This window comes from Mesoflavibacter sp. (assembly GCF_964226795.1).
Lineage (GTDB): Bacteria > Bacteroidota > Bacteroidia > Flavobacteriales > Flavobacteriaceae > Mesoflavibacter > Mesoflavibacter zeaxanthinifaciens.
Genome location: NZ_CAXQQP010000005.1, coordinates 289,344 through 305,188, shown reverse-complemented (window position 1 = coordinate 305,188; position 15,845 = coordinate 289,344). Strand labels below are relative to the sequence as shown.

The window sequence follows — 15,845 nt, the reverse complement described above, 5'->3', positions numbered from 1 at the left end:
ATTATAAATTTTTTAGTGCTAGTTTTATTATAGTTTCTACGTTGGCATCTGGTTGTTGAGCCACTATTTTATCTATAACTTTTTCGGCTTGCTTTTTAGCAAAACCTAAAACTTCTAATGCAGATAACGCTTCTTCTTTATTTGTATTGCTTTCTTTAACAGAAACTTCGTCTATATCATAGATTTTAAGAATCTTATCCTTTAGATCTATGATTACTCTTTGTGCTGTTTTTGCTCCAATTCCTTTTATAGATTGAATTAAAGCTACATCTTCTGTTGCAATACCTTCTCTAATTTGCTTTGGAGTTAATGAAGACAACATCGTTCTTGCTGTATTTGCACCAATACCACTTACAGATATTAATAACCTGAATACTTCTCTTTCTGCCAATGACGCAAATCCAAAAAGCGTATGTGCATCTTCTCTAACTTGAAGATGTGTATACAGTTTTAATGCTTCTTGGTCTGGTATTTGAGAATAAGTATGAAGTGATATATTTAACAAATATCCTACACCGTTGCAATCTATTACAACATCTGTAGGATTTTTTTCTACTAATTTACCTTGTATATGAGTAATCATAAAATAGCCCTATTAAACCCTCAAATGTAATAAAATTATTCTTACTCAAAATTACTTCTTATTCCTTAGACTTTCTTCTAGTTTTTGCTTTTGCTGAGCATCTATTACAGCTATAGCTGCCATACTTACAATTTCGTCTACACTTGCATCTAATTGTAGTATATGAGCAGGTTTTTTCATACCCATCATAATTGGTCCTATAGAATCTGCTTTATTCAATTCTTTTAAAAGCTTGTAAGTAATATTAGCTGCATCTAAATTAGGAAATATTAATGCATTTACTTTACGTCCTGCTAATTTTGAAAAAGGAAAAATGTCTTGAAGCATTTTACTATTAAGAGCAAAATCTGTTTGTAACTCTCCGTCTACTACTAAATCTGGATAGGCTCTATGTAGGTAACTTACAGCTTCTCTTACCTTTGATGCTCTTGGATTTGTTGATGATCCAAAATTAGAATATGAGGTCATTGCCATTACAGGCTCTAAACCAAACATTTTCATGGTTTTTGCTGTCATCTGAGCTATTCTAGCTAAATCTTTAGCAGAAGGATCTACATTTATAGCCGTATCACTTAAAAATAATGGTCCACGCTGTGTCATCATTAAGTTTGTTGTAGCTATTCTTGAAGAACCAGGTGCTAAACCAAATAGTTCTAACATTGGTTTTACAACAGAAGGGTAACTACGAGAATATCCTGTAATTACAGCATCTGCATCTCCTTCGTTAACCATCATAGCTGCAAAATAATTACGCTCTCGCATAATCTTTTGTGCATTAAAAAGAGTTACGCCACGTCTTTGACGTTGTTCCCAATAGACTTGAGCATATTTATTTTTTTGCTCTAACTGCTCATCTGATTTTGGGTCTATAATAGGCACTTCTGCATCAAACTCTATTTCTTCTTTAAGACGCTCTATTTCTTCTTGTCGACCTAACAAAATTGGATGTGCAATACCTTCTTCATATACAACTTGAGCTGCTTTTAGTACGTCTAACTGATCTGCTTCTGCAAATACAACACGCTTTGGATTCATCTTAGCACGATTAAATAATAATCGCATTAATTTGTTATCAGATCCAAGACGTTGCATTAATTCGTCTTTATATTTTTCCCAATCTTCAATTGGTTCTTTTGCTACGCCACTTTCCATAGCTGCTTTTGCTACTGCTGGTGGTACTTCAGAAATTAATCTTGGGTCAAATGGTTTTGGTATAATATAATCTTTACCAAATGCTAAACGCGTTTCGCCATAAGCTATATTTACTTGTTCTGGCACTGGCTCTTTAGCTAAATCTGCTAAAGCTTTAACTGCTGCCATTTTCATAGCTTCGTTAATTTTTGTTGCTCGAACATCTAAAGCACCTCTAAAAATAAATGGGAAACCTAATACGTTATTTACTTGGTTAGGATGATCACTACGTCCTGTAGCCATTATAATATCTTCTCTAGTTGCTATTGCTAAATCATAGGCTATTTCTGGATCTGGATTTGCCATAGCAAATACAATAGGGTTTACAGACATTGAACGTAACATATCTTGATTTACAATATCTGACGTTGATAAGCCAATAAAGACATCTGCATCTTGCATTGCTTCTTCTAATGTATTTATTTTTCTATCGGTTGCAAACTCTGCTTTTTGAGCTGTTAAGTTATCCCTATCGCTTCTAATTACACCTTTACTGTCTAACATGACAATGTTTTCGCGTTTTGCTCCAAAAGCTTGATATAGTCTTGTACATGAGATAGCAGCAGCACCTGCACCACTTACTACAATTTTAACTTCATCTATCTTTTTTTCTGCTAATTCTAAAGCATTTAATAATGCTGCTGCAGATATAATAGCAGTACCATGTTGGTCATCATGCATTACTGGAATATCCAGTTCTTCTTTTAATCTACGCTCTATTTCAAAAGCTTCTGGTGCTTTAATATCTTCTAAATTAATCCCTCCAAAGGTTGGAGCTATATTTTTTACGGTTTGGATAAATTCTTCTACATTTTTTGTATCAACTTCTATATCAAATACGTCAATATCTGCAAAGATTTTAAATAATAAACCTTTACCTTCCATTACTGGTTTTGAAGCTTCTGGACCAATATCTCCTAATCCTAAAACTGCTGTCCCGTTAGATATTACTGCTACTAAATTTCCTTTAGAAGTATATTTATAGGCATTATTTTTATCTTTTTCTATTTCTAAACAAGGCTCTGCAACACCTGGTGAATATGCAAGAGACAAATCTCTTTGTGTTGCATATTTTTTTGTTGGTACTACTTTTATTTTTCCTGGAGTTGGCTTTGCATGATATACTAAAGCTTCGCGACGTCTACTTTGTTTACTCATAAGGATATAATGTTTCTGCTTACGCGGAATTTTTTTAAGTTTAAATTGAATTACAAATGTAAGCTATATAATTGTTTGCTTAAAATTAGTGTATAAAAAAAGCCACCTTTAATAGGTAGCTTTTCATAAAATTATGAATAATTATTTTAAAACTTAACATGATTAGGTAAACCTCCAACGTGTTGAAGTTTTTGTTTTGCTATTTTTTGAGCAAAATCAACACTATCCTCTAAATTTTTATTATTTAGTTGACTATATAAAAAACCTGTCCAAAAAGCATCACCAGCACCTGTTGCGTCTTTAATATTTTCTATTTTTAAGCTTGCTTTTTCTACTAACTCTCCAGACTTATCAGATACCACAACTCCTTCACTTCCTTTTGTTAAACATACTACTGATGCACCTAAAGAATGAAAATAATCAAAAATAAATTGGTCTTTTTTATCTTCTTTAAATAATCGCTTACAATCATCTAAACTTAATTTTACTAAAGGATCTAATTTTAAATATTCTTTAATTACAGAAATTGCCTCTTCTGTGTTTGGCCAAATTTTTTCAGAATAATTTATATCTATACTAAGTGACAATCCTTTTTCTTTTGCTTTTTTTGCTTTATTTAGAATTGTTGTTCTTGCCGGATTTTTACTTAACGCAAAACAAGTTGTATGGTAAATTTTTGACGACTCTATTAATTGTTCTGAAATTTGACTTTCATTTATATGAAAATCTGCTTGTCTAAATGGTAAAAAATCTGGAGTTTCTGTAGATTTTGACACTAAAATGATAGATGTTGGATACTCTTCAGTTTTATTTAGTGCACTTACATCTACATTGCTTTTGGTTAATTTATCTTCTACAAAACGTCCTAATCCATCATTACCACAAGTAGCAACTAATGCAGATTTTAAGCCTAGCTTTACTGCATTTACTGCAACATTTGTAGGAGATCCTCCTAAGTATCTTTTATATGCGCTTGTTGTTTGTACTGTTTTATTAGCTTCTTCTCCAATAAAATCTAACAATACTTCACCAACGCATAAAATATCTATAGTTTTCAATTTAAATAAATTTTATTTGTTGTTTTATAGACTGAGTAAGTAGCACAGATGCTGCTGCGCTCCATGCGCAATAAGGCACTCCGTTAGGTTCTGTTGTTTTAGTATTAAAGTTTTCGTAAAACTTATAATCTTCAACTTGATTAACTTTATCTATATTTTTAAGTATTTTTTTTGCTTGTTCTGTTTTTCCTTGTTTAAGTAGTCCTAATCCAAAAAAACCATTAACCATTGCCCAACTACCACCGTTATGAAACTCGTATGGGTAATTTCTAAATTCATATTTACAGTTGTCTTTGAGTAAATCCCAATGTTGATCGTTTGGTTTTATAACTGGCCAAAAAGCAGGTAGCAAACCTAATTTTGTAGATTCTGCTAATTCTAAACTGTAATCTATTAGTTTGTTTTTAAATTTTTTATCTCCAAAATCTAAAATTAACAGCAATGCATTTGCAAACGCGTCGTAGTTAGTTTTATATCCTGATGGTGAGAATGAGCACGGTAAAAATGAATCTATCTTTATTGCATTATAGGCACGATCATGAAATTTTTCTTTATTAGAATTAGGAAAAAAGTTTGCTTTAATTTGATTTTTTATTTGAATAAGCTTATTACTTAAGCTTTGATCGTTTTCTAAATAATTAAAAGATTGTATTGCCCAATACCTTAATAGTTGGTCGTATAAGACATATCCGTCGGTAATATATTCGTCAGCCCAATTACCCGATAACGGAATATACATTAGGTGTTTATTATTAAATTCCCAAGCATTTAAAAGCTGTAATACTTTGTATATTTTTGGTTTTAAATCATTAAAAAAAGCAAAATCATTAGTATAGTTAGCGTATTGGCAAACACCAATTACAAACCAAGTAGCAGCATCTACACGACCTGCTAATCCACCATAACTTACAGATTCATCTTTTTCTGAAACACCTACATTAGATGGTATTGTACCTACTTCGTGTTGATGCTTTGCTAGTGTAAGTAATGTGTTTTTAAATGTTTTTATTAACTCTCTATGTCCAGAAGCTAAAGCAGATAAACCACATATTACTCCATCTCTAGCCCAAACACGTTTATAATTTGAAATATCTTGAGCGCTTGCAACAAATCCTTTTTCTGTACTGCATTTTAAAAGTAACTCTATGGACTTTTCGTAGTGCATATATTAAGCTTTATTTTTTGTTTTAATAATTAATGTTAGTGCAGCACTGATAACCAATAGTACTGCTGCAAAAGTTATTGCGTTTCTTGGATCATTACCTAAAAAGTGTTTAAGTATGTATCCAAACGACAATGTTTGAATAATCATTGGTATAACTATCATCATATTGATAATTCCCATATAAACTCCGTATCTTTCTTTTGGTATGTCTGAAACAACAATTAAATAAGGAATACCCATCATACTTGCCCAGCCAATACCAAATCCTGTTATTGCTACAAACAATAAATTTTTATTCTCTATAATTGGAAATGCAAAAAAACCAACTGCTGCTACAAGTAAACAGATAGCATGTACATGTTTTGGTTTTATTTTTTTTGTTAGATATACTAAACCAAAAGCAACTAAAAATGTGATAATATTATACCAACCGTTAATTAATCCTGTCCAACCAACTGCTTCTGCATATGCATCTGGATTAGAACTTGGTGTAGCATTCCAGACAGAAAGCGCTACACTTTTTGAAGAGTTTTGCCAATAACAAAATAATGCATACCACTGAAATAGATATACTAAAGCTAATTGCCACATTACTTTTGGCATATCTTTGATAGCTTCTATTATCTCTAATAATGGATGAAAAATTCCTTTATCATTGCTTCTTATTAACTCTAACTCTTCTTTTGTTGGTGGATCTTCTTTAGTCTTACTCATACTCCACAAAATAGATCCGATAGAACATATAGATCCTAAAAAGAAAGATGCATATACCCATGAAGGTAATGAACCTGTGGTACCAACTATAATTAAAGGAAAAATAAATAAAGATAAATTAGCTAATGTCTGTCCAAATCCTGTAAAAAAGCTTTGCATTTGAAAACCAAGTGGTTGTTGCTCTTCGCTTAATTTATCTGCAATCAAAGCACGGTAAGGCTCCATAGCAGTATTGTTACCTGCGTCTAAAATCCATAATAAACCAGCAGCCATCCATAATGAACTACTAAACGGGAAAGCTAACAAAGCTATACTACATAATATTGCTCCTATTAAAAAGAAAGGCTTACGTCTACCTAATTTAGGATGCCAAGTCTTGTCACTTAAAGCACCAACTAATGGTTGTACAATTAAACCTGTAACCGGTCCTGCTAAATGTAGTATTGGGATTTGATCAGGACTTGCTCCTAGAAAATCGTAAATAGGTGTAACTGCGCTTTGTTGTAAACCAAAACTGTATTGGATTCCGAAAAACCCAACATTCATATTTAGTATTTGCCAGAAACTTAATTTTGGTTTTTTTAGCATTACGTTTATTCTTTTATCTTATTTAAAAAATCTTCAAACTTAATGTTATTTGTAAAGATGTTTCCGTTTTTATCTATTACCGGTATCTTTAAATCTGAAACACTTATTTTTTTTGCTCTTAATTTAGTAAGCATTTCATTTAATGCTTTTTCATTTTTATCAATATCATAGTACGTATACTTAATATTGTTTTTATTTAAAAATGTTTTTGCATCCAAACAGTAATGGCAAGTATCACTTCCATAAACTATTATTACATCTTGAATATTATTATTTTTAAATTGATTTTGATCTTTAATTACACTTGTATTGAAAAGAAATATTAATGAAAAAAAAGTATTTAGAATTATTGTTTTCACAGTAAGCTTTATTTAAAATAGGCTGATACTTTTTTTAAATACCAACCTATTTTTATCAATCAAATCAAATAAATTTTAAAATTTATATTGTAAACCAAGTGTCATAGATCTTCCTGGTAAAGGTCTAGCTCTAACATAGTTGTCTTGATTTTCTACAATGCTTCCTTCTTCTACCTCTGTTACACCTATACTATCAAAAATATTGTTAGCAGAAATGTTAGCAAAAAGTGAATCTGTAATCTTAACGTTAGCAAAACCACTTACTATAACAAAGCCTGGCATTACTAACTCGTTATTATCCTGTGCATAAGCTTCTGTTTGACCAGTAAAGCTTAATCCTATAGAGTTTTGTTTTGTTTCACCAAAGTTATAAGATGGCATTATGTTATAAATAAAATCTGGTTGTCTTCTTGGTGTATTACCTTCGTTAGCACCTGAGTCTACTTCTGCATCTGTGTAAGTTACAGCACCGCGTAAGTTAAAGTTATTAAAGTTGTAAAAACCTTCTACTTCTAATCCCTTAGATTTATAATCATTTTCTATGATACTATTTGTAGAAGCCTCAAAACCACCTTCTTCGGCTGTATTAGCCATAAAGAAAGTTGCATACAAAGCTCCGTTTTTAAATCCTTGTTTAAAACCTAATTCTGCTTGTCTAATAAAGTCTAAAGCGTTTATTCTATCTCCGTCTGTATAGTTTAATCCAGAAAATAAAATTCTATCTGCTTTTGCTGAAGCACCTTTACTATATCTTGCAAAAACTGCTTGGTTTTCTTTAATCTTGAAGTTTGCTCCTATTGAGTATGAAAAATAATCGTAATCATAATCTACTGGTGTTACATTAGCATTATCTATTGCAGCTACGCTTTGTTCTGGTACAGAAATAACTCCATCATTATTAATATCAAATTGAGTTGTTACTGCGCCTGCAAAAGAACCATCTACTCTACCTTTATCATACCTTGCACTTGCATCAAAAGTTAATTGATCTGTAGCTTCTACTGTTACGTTAGCATATGGTGCAGAAACATTGTATTGTGTATCGTAGTTTCTTGTACAACAGTTACCCCAAAACGGAACTCCGTAAGCATACAATCCGTTTTCGCTTAATGGATTATTTGATGCGTCAAATGCATTTATTAATCTTGCGTTATCATCATTAACTTCTTGTAAGTATGAATTCCATAACCAAGACATTGACACATTTTGTAAAGATTTAAAGTAACCAACAGTTAAATCTACACCTTCAAAAGATTTTTGAAGTTTAAAATCATTCATAAAGTTGTTAAAGTTGTTTAACTCTACATCAAACATATGTATTCTAGCTACTAAACTGTTTGTAGGGACTGCTGTCCCATCTACAAATTGTAATGTTGATCCTGCTCCAAAACTATCTGCTATTGAAGATGCTGAAGCAACTTCTGCTGGAAATGGAGACACAAAGCTTCCGCTATTTGCAGAAAATCTTGCGTTGTTTTTAATTTTCCAACCTTCACCTATATCAAATTTTGCTTCCATACCTACAGATGTAGATTTAGGGTGCATACCGTCTCTTACATCTCCTCTTCTTAACTGTCCATCTGCACCTAAACCTACTGTTTGTAATAAATTTGACGAGTGTAAAGATCCTGTTGTTGCATCAAAATTAGGCGCATTACTCCAATCTGGATTACTATTTGTTCCTGTTACCTTCATTGGCATTGGTAAGTAAGCTGCAGCTTTATCATTTAAATATTTAGCATAAACTCTAATTTGACCTTTTTCAAATTCTTTTGTTAAACTTAATTTTAATTGTCCTCCATTATTAGCCGTAAAACCTGTCTCTCTCACACCTTCTCCTACACGATAAAAACCACCTGTATGCAAGTATAAGTCTTCTCCTACTTTAGTACCATAATCAAAATCTGCTCTAAAAGAATTATAATCTAAACCAACTGTTGTTGCTAAGTTACCACCTTCTGTTTTTCCGGTTTTACTAATGATGTTTATAATTCCACCTGGTCCATTTGATGTTAATGTAGATGCAGATCCACCTCTTATTGCTTCTATACGCGCTACATTAGAATCAAATCTTGTAAAAATATCTGCGGTACCAAAAGAAATATCACCAAATAACAACACTGGTAATCCATCTTCTTGTAGTTGGACATATTTTGATCCACCTGAAGAAATTGGTACACCACGAACAGCAATATTGGAGTTACCTTCTCCTCCAGAAGATTCAGATCTAATACCTGGTATCGTTCTAAAAATTTCTGCAGTTGTACGAGGCGCTGACTGAGCAATAACCTTAGGCTTCATACTTGTTACAGATACACTAGATTCAATTTTTGATCTAGGATTAGTAACACCTGTTATAATAATTTCATCTAAAGATTCTGTATCTTCTTCTAAATCAAAATTTAATGTTACATCTGCATTATTAACTGAAACATTTTTAGATTGGGATGCATACCCTAAATATGACGCCTTTACAATGTAAGTACCATTTTCTACGTTAGAAATCGTGTAATTACCTTCAAAATCTGTTTGAGATCCTTTGGTTGTTCCATCTAAAATTACATTAACACCTGGTATTGGTGTACCGCTAAGGTCTTTAACTTTTCCTTTTATCGTTGATTGAGCCAATACAAACGATAATGAAAAGAAAAAAGAAACTGCTAAAAAGCATTTTGTTTTAATCGTGTTCATCATGCAATGAGTTTTAAATATTCAAAATTATTAGTTGTTTGTTGTCAAATTTATAACTAGATCTTAATAAAAATATAAATTTCTAAACGAAAACGTTTTCGAAAATAACAAAAACGTTTTCGTAAATTTTAGTTACTTTTACAAAAACATATAAAATGCCAACTACTTTAAAGGAAATTGCAGAAAAAATTAATGTTTCTGTATCTACTGTGTCTAAAGCTTTAAAAGGATACGCTGATGTAAATCCTGAAACCAAAAAGCTTATTCTTAAAACTGCTAAAGAGATGAATTATAAACCAAACTCTTTTGCAGTAAATTTAAGAACTAAAGAGTCTAAAACTATTGGGTTAATAGTTCCTGAAATTGTACATCATTTTTTCTCTAGTGTTATTAAGGGTATTATTGCTCAGGCAGAAAAAAAAGGGTATTTAGTTATAATCTTACAGTCTAACGAGTCTTATGAGTTAGAGAAGAAACAACTAGAGCTATTACAAAACAAAAGAGTGGATGGGATTTTAGTTTCGATAGCTAATGGCACTTCTAAATTTGATCATTTTAAAGAGGTTATAGATAATGATACACCTTTGGTTATGTTTGATAAAATTGCAAAAATTATTGACTGCTCGAAGGTAATTATTGATGATAGAAAAGCTGCTTATGAAGCTACAAAGTATTTAATTGAAATTGGTTGTAAAAAAATTGCCCATTTTAGAGGTCCATTGCTACCTCAAAACTCAATTGATAGATTTTTAGGATACAAAAAAGCACTAGAAGATTTTAACATACCTTACGATTCTAAACTAGTTTATGTTTTAAATGATGTTAGTTTTGAAGAAGGGAAATATTATGCAAAAAAATTAGTTGAAGAACATAAAAATGTTGATGGTATTTTTGTAAATACAGATTTAGTTGCTATCGGAGCAATTACTGCTTTTAATGAAATGAATATAAAAGTTCCTGAAGATATTTCTATAGTTGGATTTAGTAATTGGTTTATGTCTACAGTTGTATCTCCTTCTCTAACAACCATAAATCAACCTGGATTTAAAATGGGTAAAGAAGCTTTTAAAGTTTTATATAAAGAGATTAAAGCTAAAAAGAAAAATGAGGAATTTAGATATAAAAAGGTTGTACTAGATACAGATTTAATAGTTAGAAACTCTACTAAACCTATTTTAAAAAGTTAATATTTCTTTGTAAACCAGAAAATTTTGTACGCTTAACCGCTGATTTTTTAAATAGTTTATTAAAAACATCCTTGGTAATATCTTGCCAATCATTTTTAGTCATAGATAACAATTCTGGATGCGGATTAAATAATGGTTCATTATGAGGTTTACTAAACCTATTCCATGGACAAACATCTTGACACACATCACATCCAAACATCCAATCGTCAAATTTGTCTTTCATATTAGACGGTAATTCGTCTTTTAACTCGATAGTAAAATAGCTAATGCATTTACTTCCGTCTACCACATAAGGTTCTACAATTGCTTGTGTTGGGCACGCGTCTATACAAGCTGTACATGTCCCACAATGGTCAGTTGTTGGGTTATCGTAATCTAACTCTAAATCTATAATTAATTCTGCAATAAAATAAAAGCTGCCCGTTTTTTGACTTAATAGGTTACTATGTTTACCTATCCAACCTAACCCGCTTTTTGCTGCCCAAGCTTTATCTAAAACTGGTGCAGAATCTACAAAAGCACGACCATAGACTTCTCCTATTTCTTCATTTATAAACGCTAAAAGCTGCTTTAATTTATCTTTTATTACAAAATGATAATCTGTACCGTAAGCGTATTTTGATAGTTTATAACTGTCTTCTGTTTGCGTTTGTTCTGGATAATAATTAAGTAATAACGAAATGACGCTTTTAGAATCTTCTACTAATTTTGTTGGATCTAAACGCTTATCAAAATGATTTTGCATATACGACATTTGACCATGCATATTCTTATTTAACCATTTTTCTAAACGTGGCGCTTCTTCATCTAAAAATTGAGCTTTACTAATTCCGCACGACAAAAAACCGAGACGTTTTGCTTCGGTTTTAATTAATTGCGTGTATTTAGTTTTAGTATTCAATATTATCTAGCTTCAAAATTTAAGATAGCATTTTTTGGTTTTAAAGTAATAAGAGGCAAAATATCTATAGATTTAAATTCTGGTTTGATTTTGTAGCGTTTTATAATTTCGTTTATTGCTATAATCATTTCAAACATTGCAAAATTATTACCAATACATTTTCTTGGTCCAGCTCCAAAAGGAAAATATTGTGAAGAAAATTGCCTACCACCATCTTCAAATCGTTCTGGTAAAAACTTATTTGGTTGATCCCAAAGTTTTGGATGACGATGAATTTCGAAAACCGAAAACAACAGATTTGAATTTGCTTTAAAATGATAATCCTTAAAATTATCGTCCTCAATATTCACTCGGTCTATAAAATAAACTGGCGGATACAAACGCATAGATTCTTCAATAACTTGCTGACAAATTTTTGATTTCATGACAAGATTCATCAAGTCTTGCTCATCTTCATTCGCTTTTATTTCAACATAAATCTTGTCTTGCCATTCAGGATGTAACGCTAATAGCTGTAGAGTAAACGTTAATGCATTTGATGTGGTTTCATGACCTGCAACAAATAGTATTAAAATTTCGTCTAACAGCTGCTTCTCTTCCATTGAAGAACCATCATCATATCTTGCAGACAACAACATATCTAATAAATCGTTGTACTTGATATTAGATTGTTGGCGTTGGTTTACAATTCGTTTTAAAATATCTTTAGACTCTTGACCTAAATCTAAGTGATTTTGTAATGTACCACTTATTTTAAACCACCAACCTAGGTACGGTTGTCTAAGCTCTTTGACCAACATTTTCTGAACTTCTTCAGTAATGTGTTGTAGTCTATTTATCTCGTCTTCATTTGCGGCACTACTAAATAAAGATTTAACTACAGTTTGAAACGCTAAATCATTAAAAATAGGAAAGACATCTATAGGTTTGTTGGTTTCGATTTTATCATACTCAGTATTAATTGCAGACTGAATCGTATCTAATAACTGTTGAAGATTTTTTTTATGAAATGCAGGTTGAATAAGTTTTCTCTGCGTTTTCCAATGATCTCCTTCTGCAGTTAATAGTCCTTTACCAACATATTTTGCTAAATCTTTAGTTTGAATTTTTGACTTTGTATATTTTTTTTGATTTTTCTGAAGTACATGAATAGCTAATTGTGCATCACGGGAAAAGAAAATATGATTTTTTGCGCCAATATTAAGCCTAAAAATATCACCATATTTATTAAAATTTCTATGATGAAATGGTAACGGATTTTTTAGAATTTTGAAAGAATGTTTTATAAACTGAAGCAATGAAACCTCAGGAATATGTGTTTGTTGCTTCATAAATTTTATTCTTTTCTTAAAACAAACCGCCTTGTGTTGGTCCTTTTATTTTTCCAAGATGCTTATAGGCTAGTTCGGTTACTTCTCTTCCTCGTGGCGTACGAATGATAAAACCTTGCTGAATTAAGAATGGCTCATAAACTTCTTCAATAGTTTCTGAACTTTCACTAACTGCAGTAGCAATGGTTGTTATACCGACTGGTCCACCTTTAAACTTATCGATGATAGTAGAAAGGATTCGGTTATCCATTTCATCTAAACCATAAGCATCAACATTTAAAGCTTCTAAAGCATATTTAGCTATTTTGATATCTATAGATCCATTACCTTTTATTTGCGCAAAGTCTCTAACACGACGCAATAATGCATTAGCAATTCTTGGTGTACCACGACTACGACCTGCAACTTCTATTGCAGCTTCCATAGAAATTGGTACATTTAAAATGTCTGCACTACGTTGTATGATTGTTGTTAATAATTCGGTGCTATAATATTGTAATCTACTTTGAATACCAAAACGAGCGCGCATAGGTGCTGTAAGCAATCCTGAACGCGTTGTAGCGCCAACTAAAGTAAACGGATTTAGATTGATTTGAACGGTTCTTGCATTTGGTCCAGACTCAATCATAATATCAATTTTATAGTCTTCCATAGCAGAATATAAATACTCTTCTACGATTGGACTTAAACGATGAATTTCATCTATAAAAAGAACGTCTCTTTCATCTAAGTTAGTAAGAAGTCCTGCAAGATCACCTGGTTTATCTAAAACTGGTCCAGAAGTCACTTTAATACCAACATTAAGCTCATTAGCTAAGATATTTGCTAATGTCGTTTTACCTAAACCTGGTGGACCATGAAAAAGCGTATGGTCTAATGCTTCTGACCTTTTATTGGCTGCTTGTACAAATATTTGGAGGTTTTCTAATACCTGATCTTGACCTGTAAAATCGCTAAAATTTAGAGGTCTTAAAGTTTTTTCGATATCAAATTCTTCAGGAGAAAAATTATCGTTTGTTGGATCTAGGTTTTCATTCATACAAAAGCAAATATAAAGAAAAAGCCTTTCTGTTTAGAAAGGCTTTTTAAATATTTTAGAGTGATGATTAGTGTTGTAACTCTTCTTCTCCTTCTTTTAAAGGTACATCTTGAGGAACAAAGTCGTCATCATGTCCTGGTTTACTATAATCGTAAGCCCATCTGTGTACAGTTGGGATTGCTCCTGGCCAGTTACCATGTATATGCTCTACTGGAGTAGTCCATTCTAAAGTGTTAGACTTCCATGGGTTTTGTTCTGCTTTCTTTCCGTAGAAAATACTAGAGAAGAAGTTATAGAAAAATACGATTTGGAAAGCTCCACCTACTAAAGCAAATACAGTAATAACAACGTTCACATTTGATAAATCATCAAATAATGGGAATGCACTGTTTGTATAATAACGTCTTGGTAATCCTGCCATACCAATAAAGTGCATTGGGAAGAATACACCATAAGCACAAACTGCAGTGATCCAGAAGTGAACGTAACCTAAGTTTTTGTTCATCATTCTACCAAACATTTTAGGGAACCAGTGATAAACACCTGCAAAGAAACCATAAAGTGCAGAAATACCCATTACTAAGTGGAAGTGAGCTACTACAAAATATGTATCGTGGACGTTAATATCTAATGCGCTATCTCCTAAAATAATTCCTGTTAAACCACCTGTAATAAAGGTAGAAACTAAACCTATAGAGAATAACATTGCTGGGTTAAGCTGTAAGTTACCTTTCCACAATGTGGTAATATAGTTAAATGCTTTTACTGCAGAAGGAATTGCAATTAATAATGTTGTAAAGGTAAATACTGAACCTAAGAATGGATTCATACCTGATACAAACATGTGGTGACCCCATACAATTGTCGATAAAAATGCAATTGCTAAAACTGAAGCAATCATAGCACGATATCCAAATATAGGTTTACGTGAGTTGGTTGCAATAATTTCTGAAGTAATACCTAATGCTGGTAATAATACGATATAAACTTCTGGGTGACCTAAGAACCAAAATAAATGTTCAAATAATACAGGAGATCCTCCTTGGTAATGTAAAACTTCACCTTGAATAAATATATCTGATAAGAAGAATGATGTTCCAAAACTTCTATCCATTATTAATAATAAAGCTGCAGATAATAATACCGGGAAAGAAACAATACCAATAATTGCAGTTACGAAAAATGTCCAAATTGTTAAAGGTAATCTAGTCATAGACATACCTTTTGTTCTAAGGTTTAATACTGTAACAACGTAGTTTAATGATCCTAAAGCAGAAGAGGCAATAAAAATAGCCATAGAGGTTAACCATAATGTCATACCAAGACCAGATCCACCTTGAGCCATAGGTAAAGCACTTAATGGAGGATAAATAGTCCAACCTGCTGCTGCTGGTCCAGCTTCAACAAAAAATGAAGCAACCATTATTACACAAGACACAAAGAATAACCAATAAGATACCATGTTTAAAAAACCTGAAGCCATATCTCTTGCTCCAATTTGTAATGGTATTAATAAGTTACTAAAAGTACCACTTAAACCTGCAGTTAACACAAAAAATACCATGATGGTACCATGAATTGTTACTAAAGCTAAGTAAATATCTGCGCTCATTACACCGTCTGGAGCCCATTTACCTAAAAAGGTTTGAAGGAAAGCGTTTGGTTCTCCAGGCCATGCAATTTGCATACGCATCATTAAAGACATTACAACTCCAATAATTCCCATTATAAGCCCAGTAATTAAATACTGCTTGGCAATCATTTTATGGTCTTGACTAAATATATATTTAGTTATAAATGTTTCTTTATGGTGATGACCATGATCGTCATGTGCATGTGCTTCTACGTGTGCTGACATAATCTAATAATCTTTTCTT

General features: G+C 31.9%; 12 protein-coding genes. 1 reads left to right on the top strand and 11 read right to left on the bottom strand.

What is annotated here, in order from left to right:
- Position 1: 1 nt before the first annotated feature.
- The 7 genes from ruvA to ACEQT4_RS03585 form a co-directional block, all read right to left on the bottom strand.
- A complete protein-coding gene (gene ruvA, locus ACEQT4_RS03615) occupies positions 2-583 on the bottom strand; it encodes a Holliday junction branch migration protein RuvA (protein ID WP_027879445.1) in 582 nt (193 codons plus the stop codon).
- Positions 584-634: 51 nt separating this feature from the next.
- Positions 635-2,932, bottom strand: coding sequence for an NADP-dependent malic enzyme (locus ACEQT4_RS03610; protein WP_106677469.1), 2,298 nt, complete (start codon positions 2,930-2,932; stop codon positions 635-637).
- A 146-nt stretch (positions 2,933-3,078) separates the two neighbouring features.
- Positions 3,079-3,990 carry a carbohydrate kinase family protein gene (locus ACEQT4_RS03605; protein ID WP_027879447.1) on the bottom strand — a complete coding sequence of 304 codons (912 nt, stop codon included), beginning with the start codon at positions 3,988-3,990 and terminating at the stop codon, positions 3,079-3,081.
- A 1-nt stretch (position 3,991) separates the two neighbouring features.
- The gene (locus ACEQT4_RS03600) at positions 3,992-5,155 is read right to left on the bottom strand and encodes a glycoside hydrolase 100 family protein (RefSeq protein WP_027879448.1); all 1,164 of its coding nucleotides are present in this window, start codon (positions 5,153-5,155) and stop codon (positions 3,992-3,994) included.
- A gap of 3 nt (positions 5,156-5,158) precedes the next feature.
- Positions 5,159-6,457, bottom strand: coding sequence for an MFS transporter (locus tag ACEQT4_RS03595; protein ID WP_027879449.1), 1,299 nt, complete (start codon positions 6,455-6,457; stop codon positions 5,159-5,161).
- Positions 6,458-6,462: 5 nt separating this feature from the next.
- Positions 6,463-6,816, bottom strand: coding sequence for a glutaredoxin family protein (locus ACEQT4_RS03590; RefSeq protein WP_370226048.1), 354 nt, complete (start codon positions 6,814-6,816; stop codon positions 6,463-6,465).
- A gap of 75 nt (positions 6,817-6,891) precedes the next feature.
- Positions 6,892-9,507, bottom strand: a complete 2,616-nt coding sequence (locus tag ACEQT4_RS03585) for a TonB-dependent receptor domain-containing protein (protein ID WP_370226047.1) — start codon at positions 9,505-9,507, stop codon at positions 6,892-6,894.
- 155 nt (positions 9,508-9,662) lie between these two features.
- On the opposite strand from ACEQT4_RS03585, the gene ACEQT4_RS03580 reads away from it, so the two are divergent.
- The gene (locus ACEQT4_RS03580) at positions 9,663-10,694 is read left to right on the top strand and encodes a LacI family DNA-binding transcriptional regulator (protein WP_336068237.1); all 1,032 of its coding nucleotides are present in this window, start codon (positions 9,663-9,665) and stop codon (positions 10,692-10,694) included.
- Here ACEQT4_RS03580 and queG read toward each other — a convergent pair.
- The 4 genes from queG to ACEQT4_RS03560 form a co-directional block, all read right to left on the bottom strand.
- A complete protein-coding gene (queG, locus tag ACEQT4_RS03575; RefSeq protein WP_370226046.1) occupies positions 10,678-11,598 on the bottom strand; it encodes a tRNA epoxyqueuosine(34) reductase QueG in 921 nt (306 codons plus the stop codon). The genes ACEQT4_RS03580 and queG overlap by 17 nt on opposite strands.
- A 2-nt stretch (positions 11,599-11,600) precedes the next feature.
- Positions 11,601-12,929 (bottom strand): cytochrome P450, encoded by a 1,329-nt coding sequence (locus ACEQT4_RS03570; protein ID WP_370226045.1) that lies wholly within the window; start codon positions 12,927-12,929, stop codon positions 11,601-11,603.
- A gap of 16 nt (positions 12,930-12,945) precedes the next feature.
- Entirely contained in the window at positions 12,946-13,968 is a 1,023-nt protein-coding gene (gene ruvB, locus ACEQT4_RS03565) for a Holliday junction branch migration DNA helicase RuvB (protein WP_027879454.1), read from the bottom strand.
- A gap of 67 nt (positions 13,969-14,035) precedes the next feature.
- Entirely contained in the window at positions 14,036-15,826 is a 1,791-nt protein-coding gene (locus ACEQT4_RS03560) for a cbb3-type cytochrome c oxidase subunit I (RefSeq protein WP_027879455.1), read from the bottom strand.
- Between the last annotated feature and the right edge of the window lie 19 nt (positions 15,827-15,845).

Coding starts and splice junctions, on each gene's coding strand:
- ruvA (WP_027879445.1), bottom strand. CDS start 583: ATGATTACTCATATACAAGGTAAATTAGTAGAAAAAAATCCTACAGAT.
- ACEQT4_RS03610 (WP_106677469.1), bottom strand. CDS start 2,932: ATGAGTAAACAAAGTAGACGTCGCGAAGCTTTAGTATATCATGCAAAG.
- ACEQT4_RS03600 (WP_027879448.1), bottom strand. CDS start 5,155: ATGCACTACGAAAAGTCCATAGAGTTACTTTTAAAATGCAGTACAGAA.
- ACEQT4_RS03595 (WP_027879449.1), bottom strand. CDS start 6,457: ATGCTAAAAAAACCAAAATTAAGTTTCTGGCAAATACTAAATATGAAT.
- ACEQT4_RS03585 (WP_370226047.1), bottom strand. CDS start 9,507: ATGAACACGATTAAAACAAAATGCTTTTTAGCAGTTTCTTTTTTCTTT.
- ACEQT4_RS03580 (WP_336068237.1), top strand. CDS start 9,663: ATGCCAACTACTTTAAAGGAAATTGCAGAAAAAATTAATGTTTCTGTA.
- ACEQT4_RS03570 (WP_370226045.1), bottom strand. CDS start 12,929: ATGAAGCAACAAACACATATTCCTGAGGTTTCATTGCTTCAGTTTATA.
- ruvB (WP_027879454.1), bottom strand. CDS start 13,968: ATGAATGAAAACCTAGATCCAACAAACGATAATTTTTCTCCTGAAGAA.
- ACEQT4_RS03560 (WP_027879455.1), bottom strand. CDS start 15,826: ATGTCAGCACACGTAGAAGCACATGCACATGACGATCATGGTCATCAC.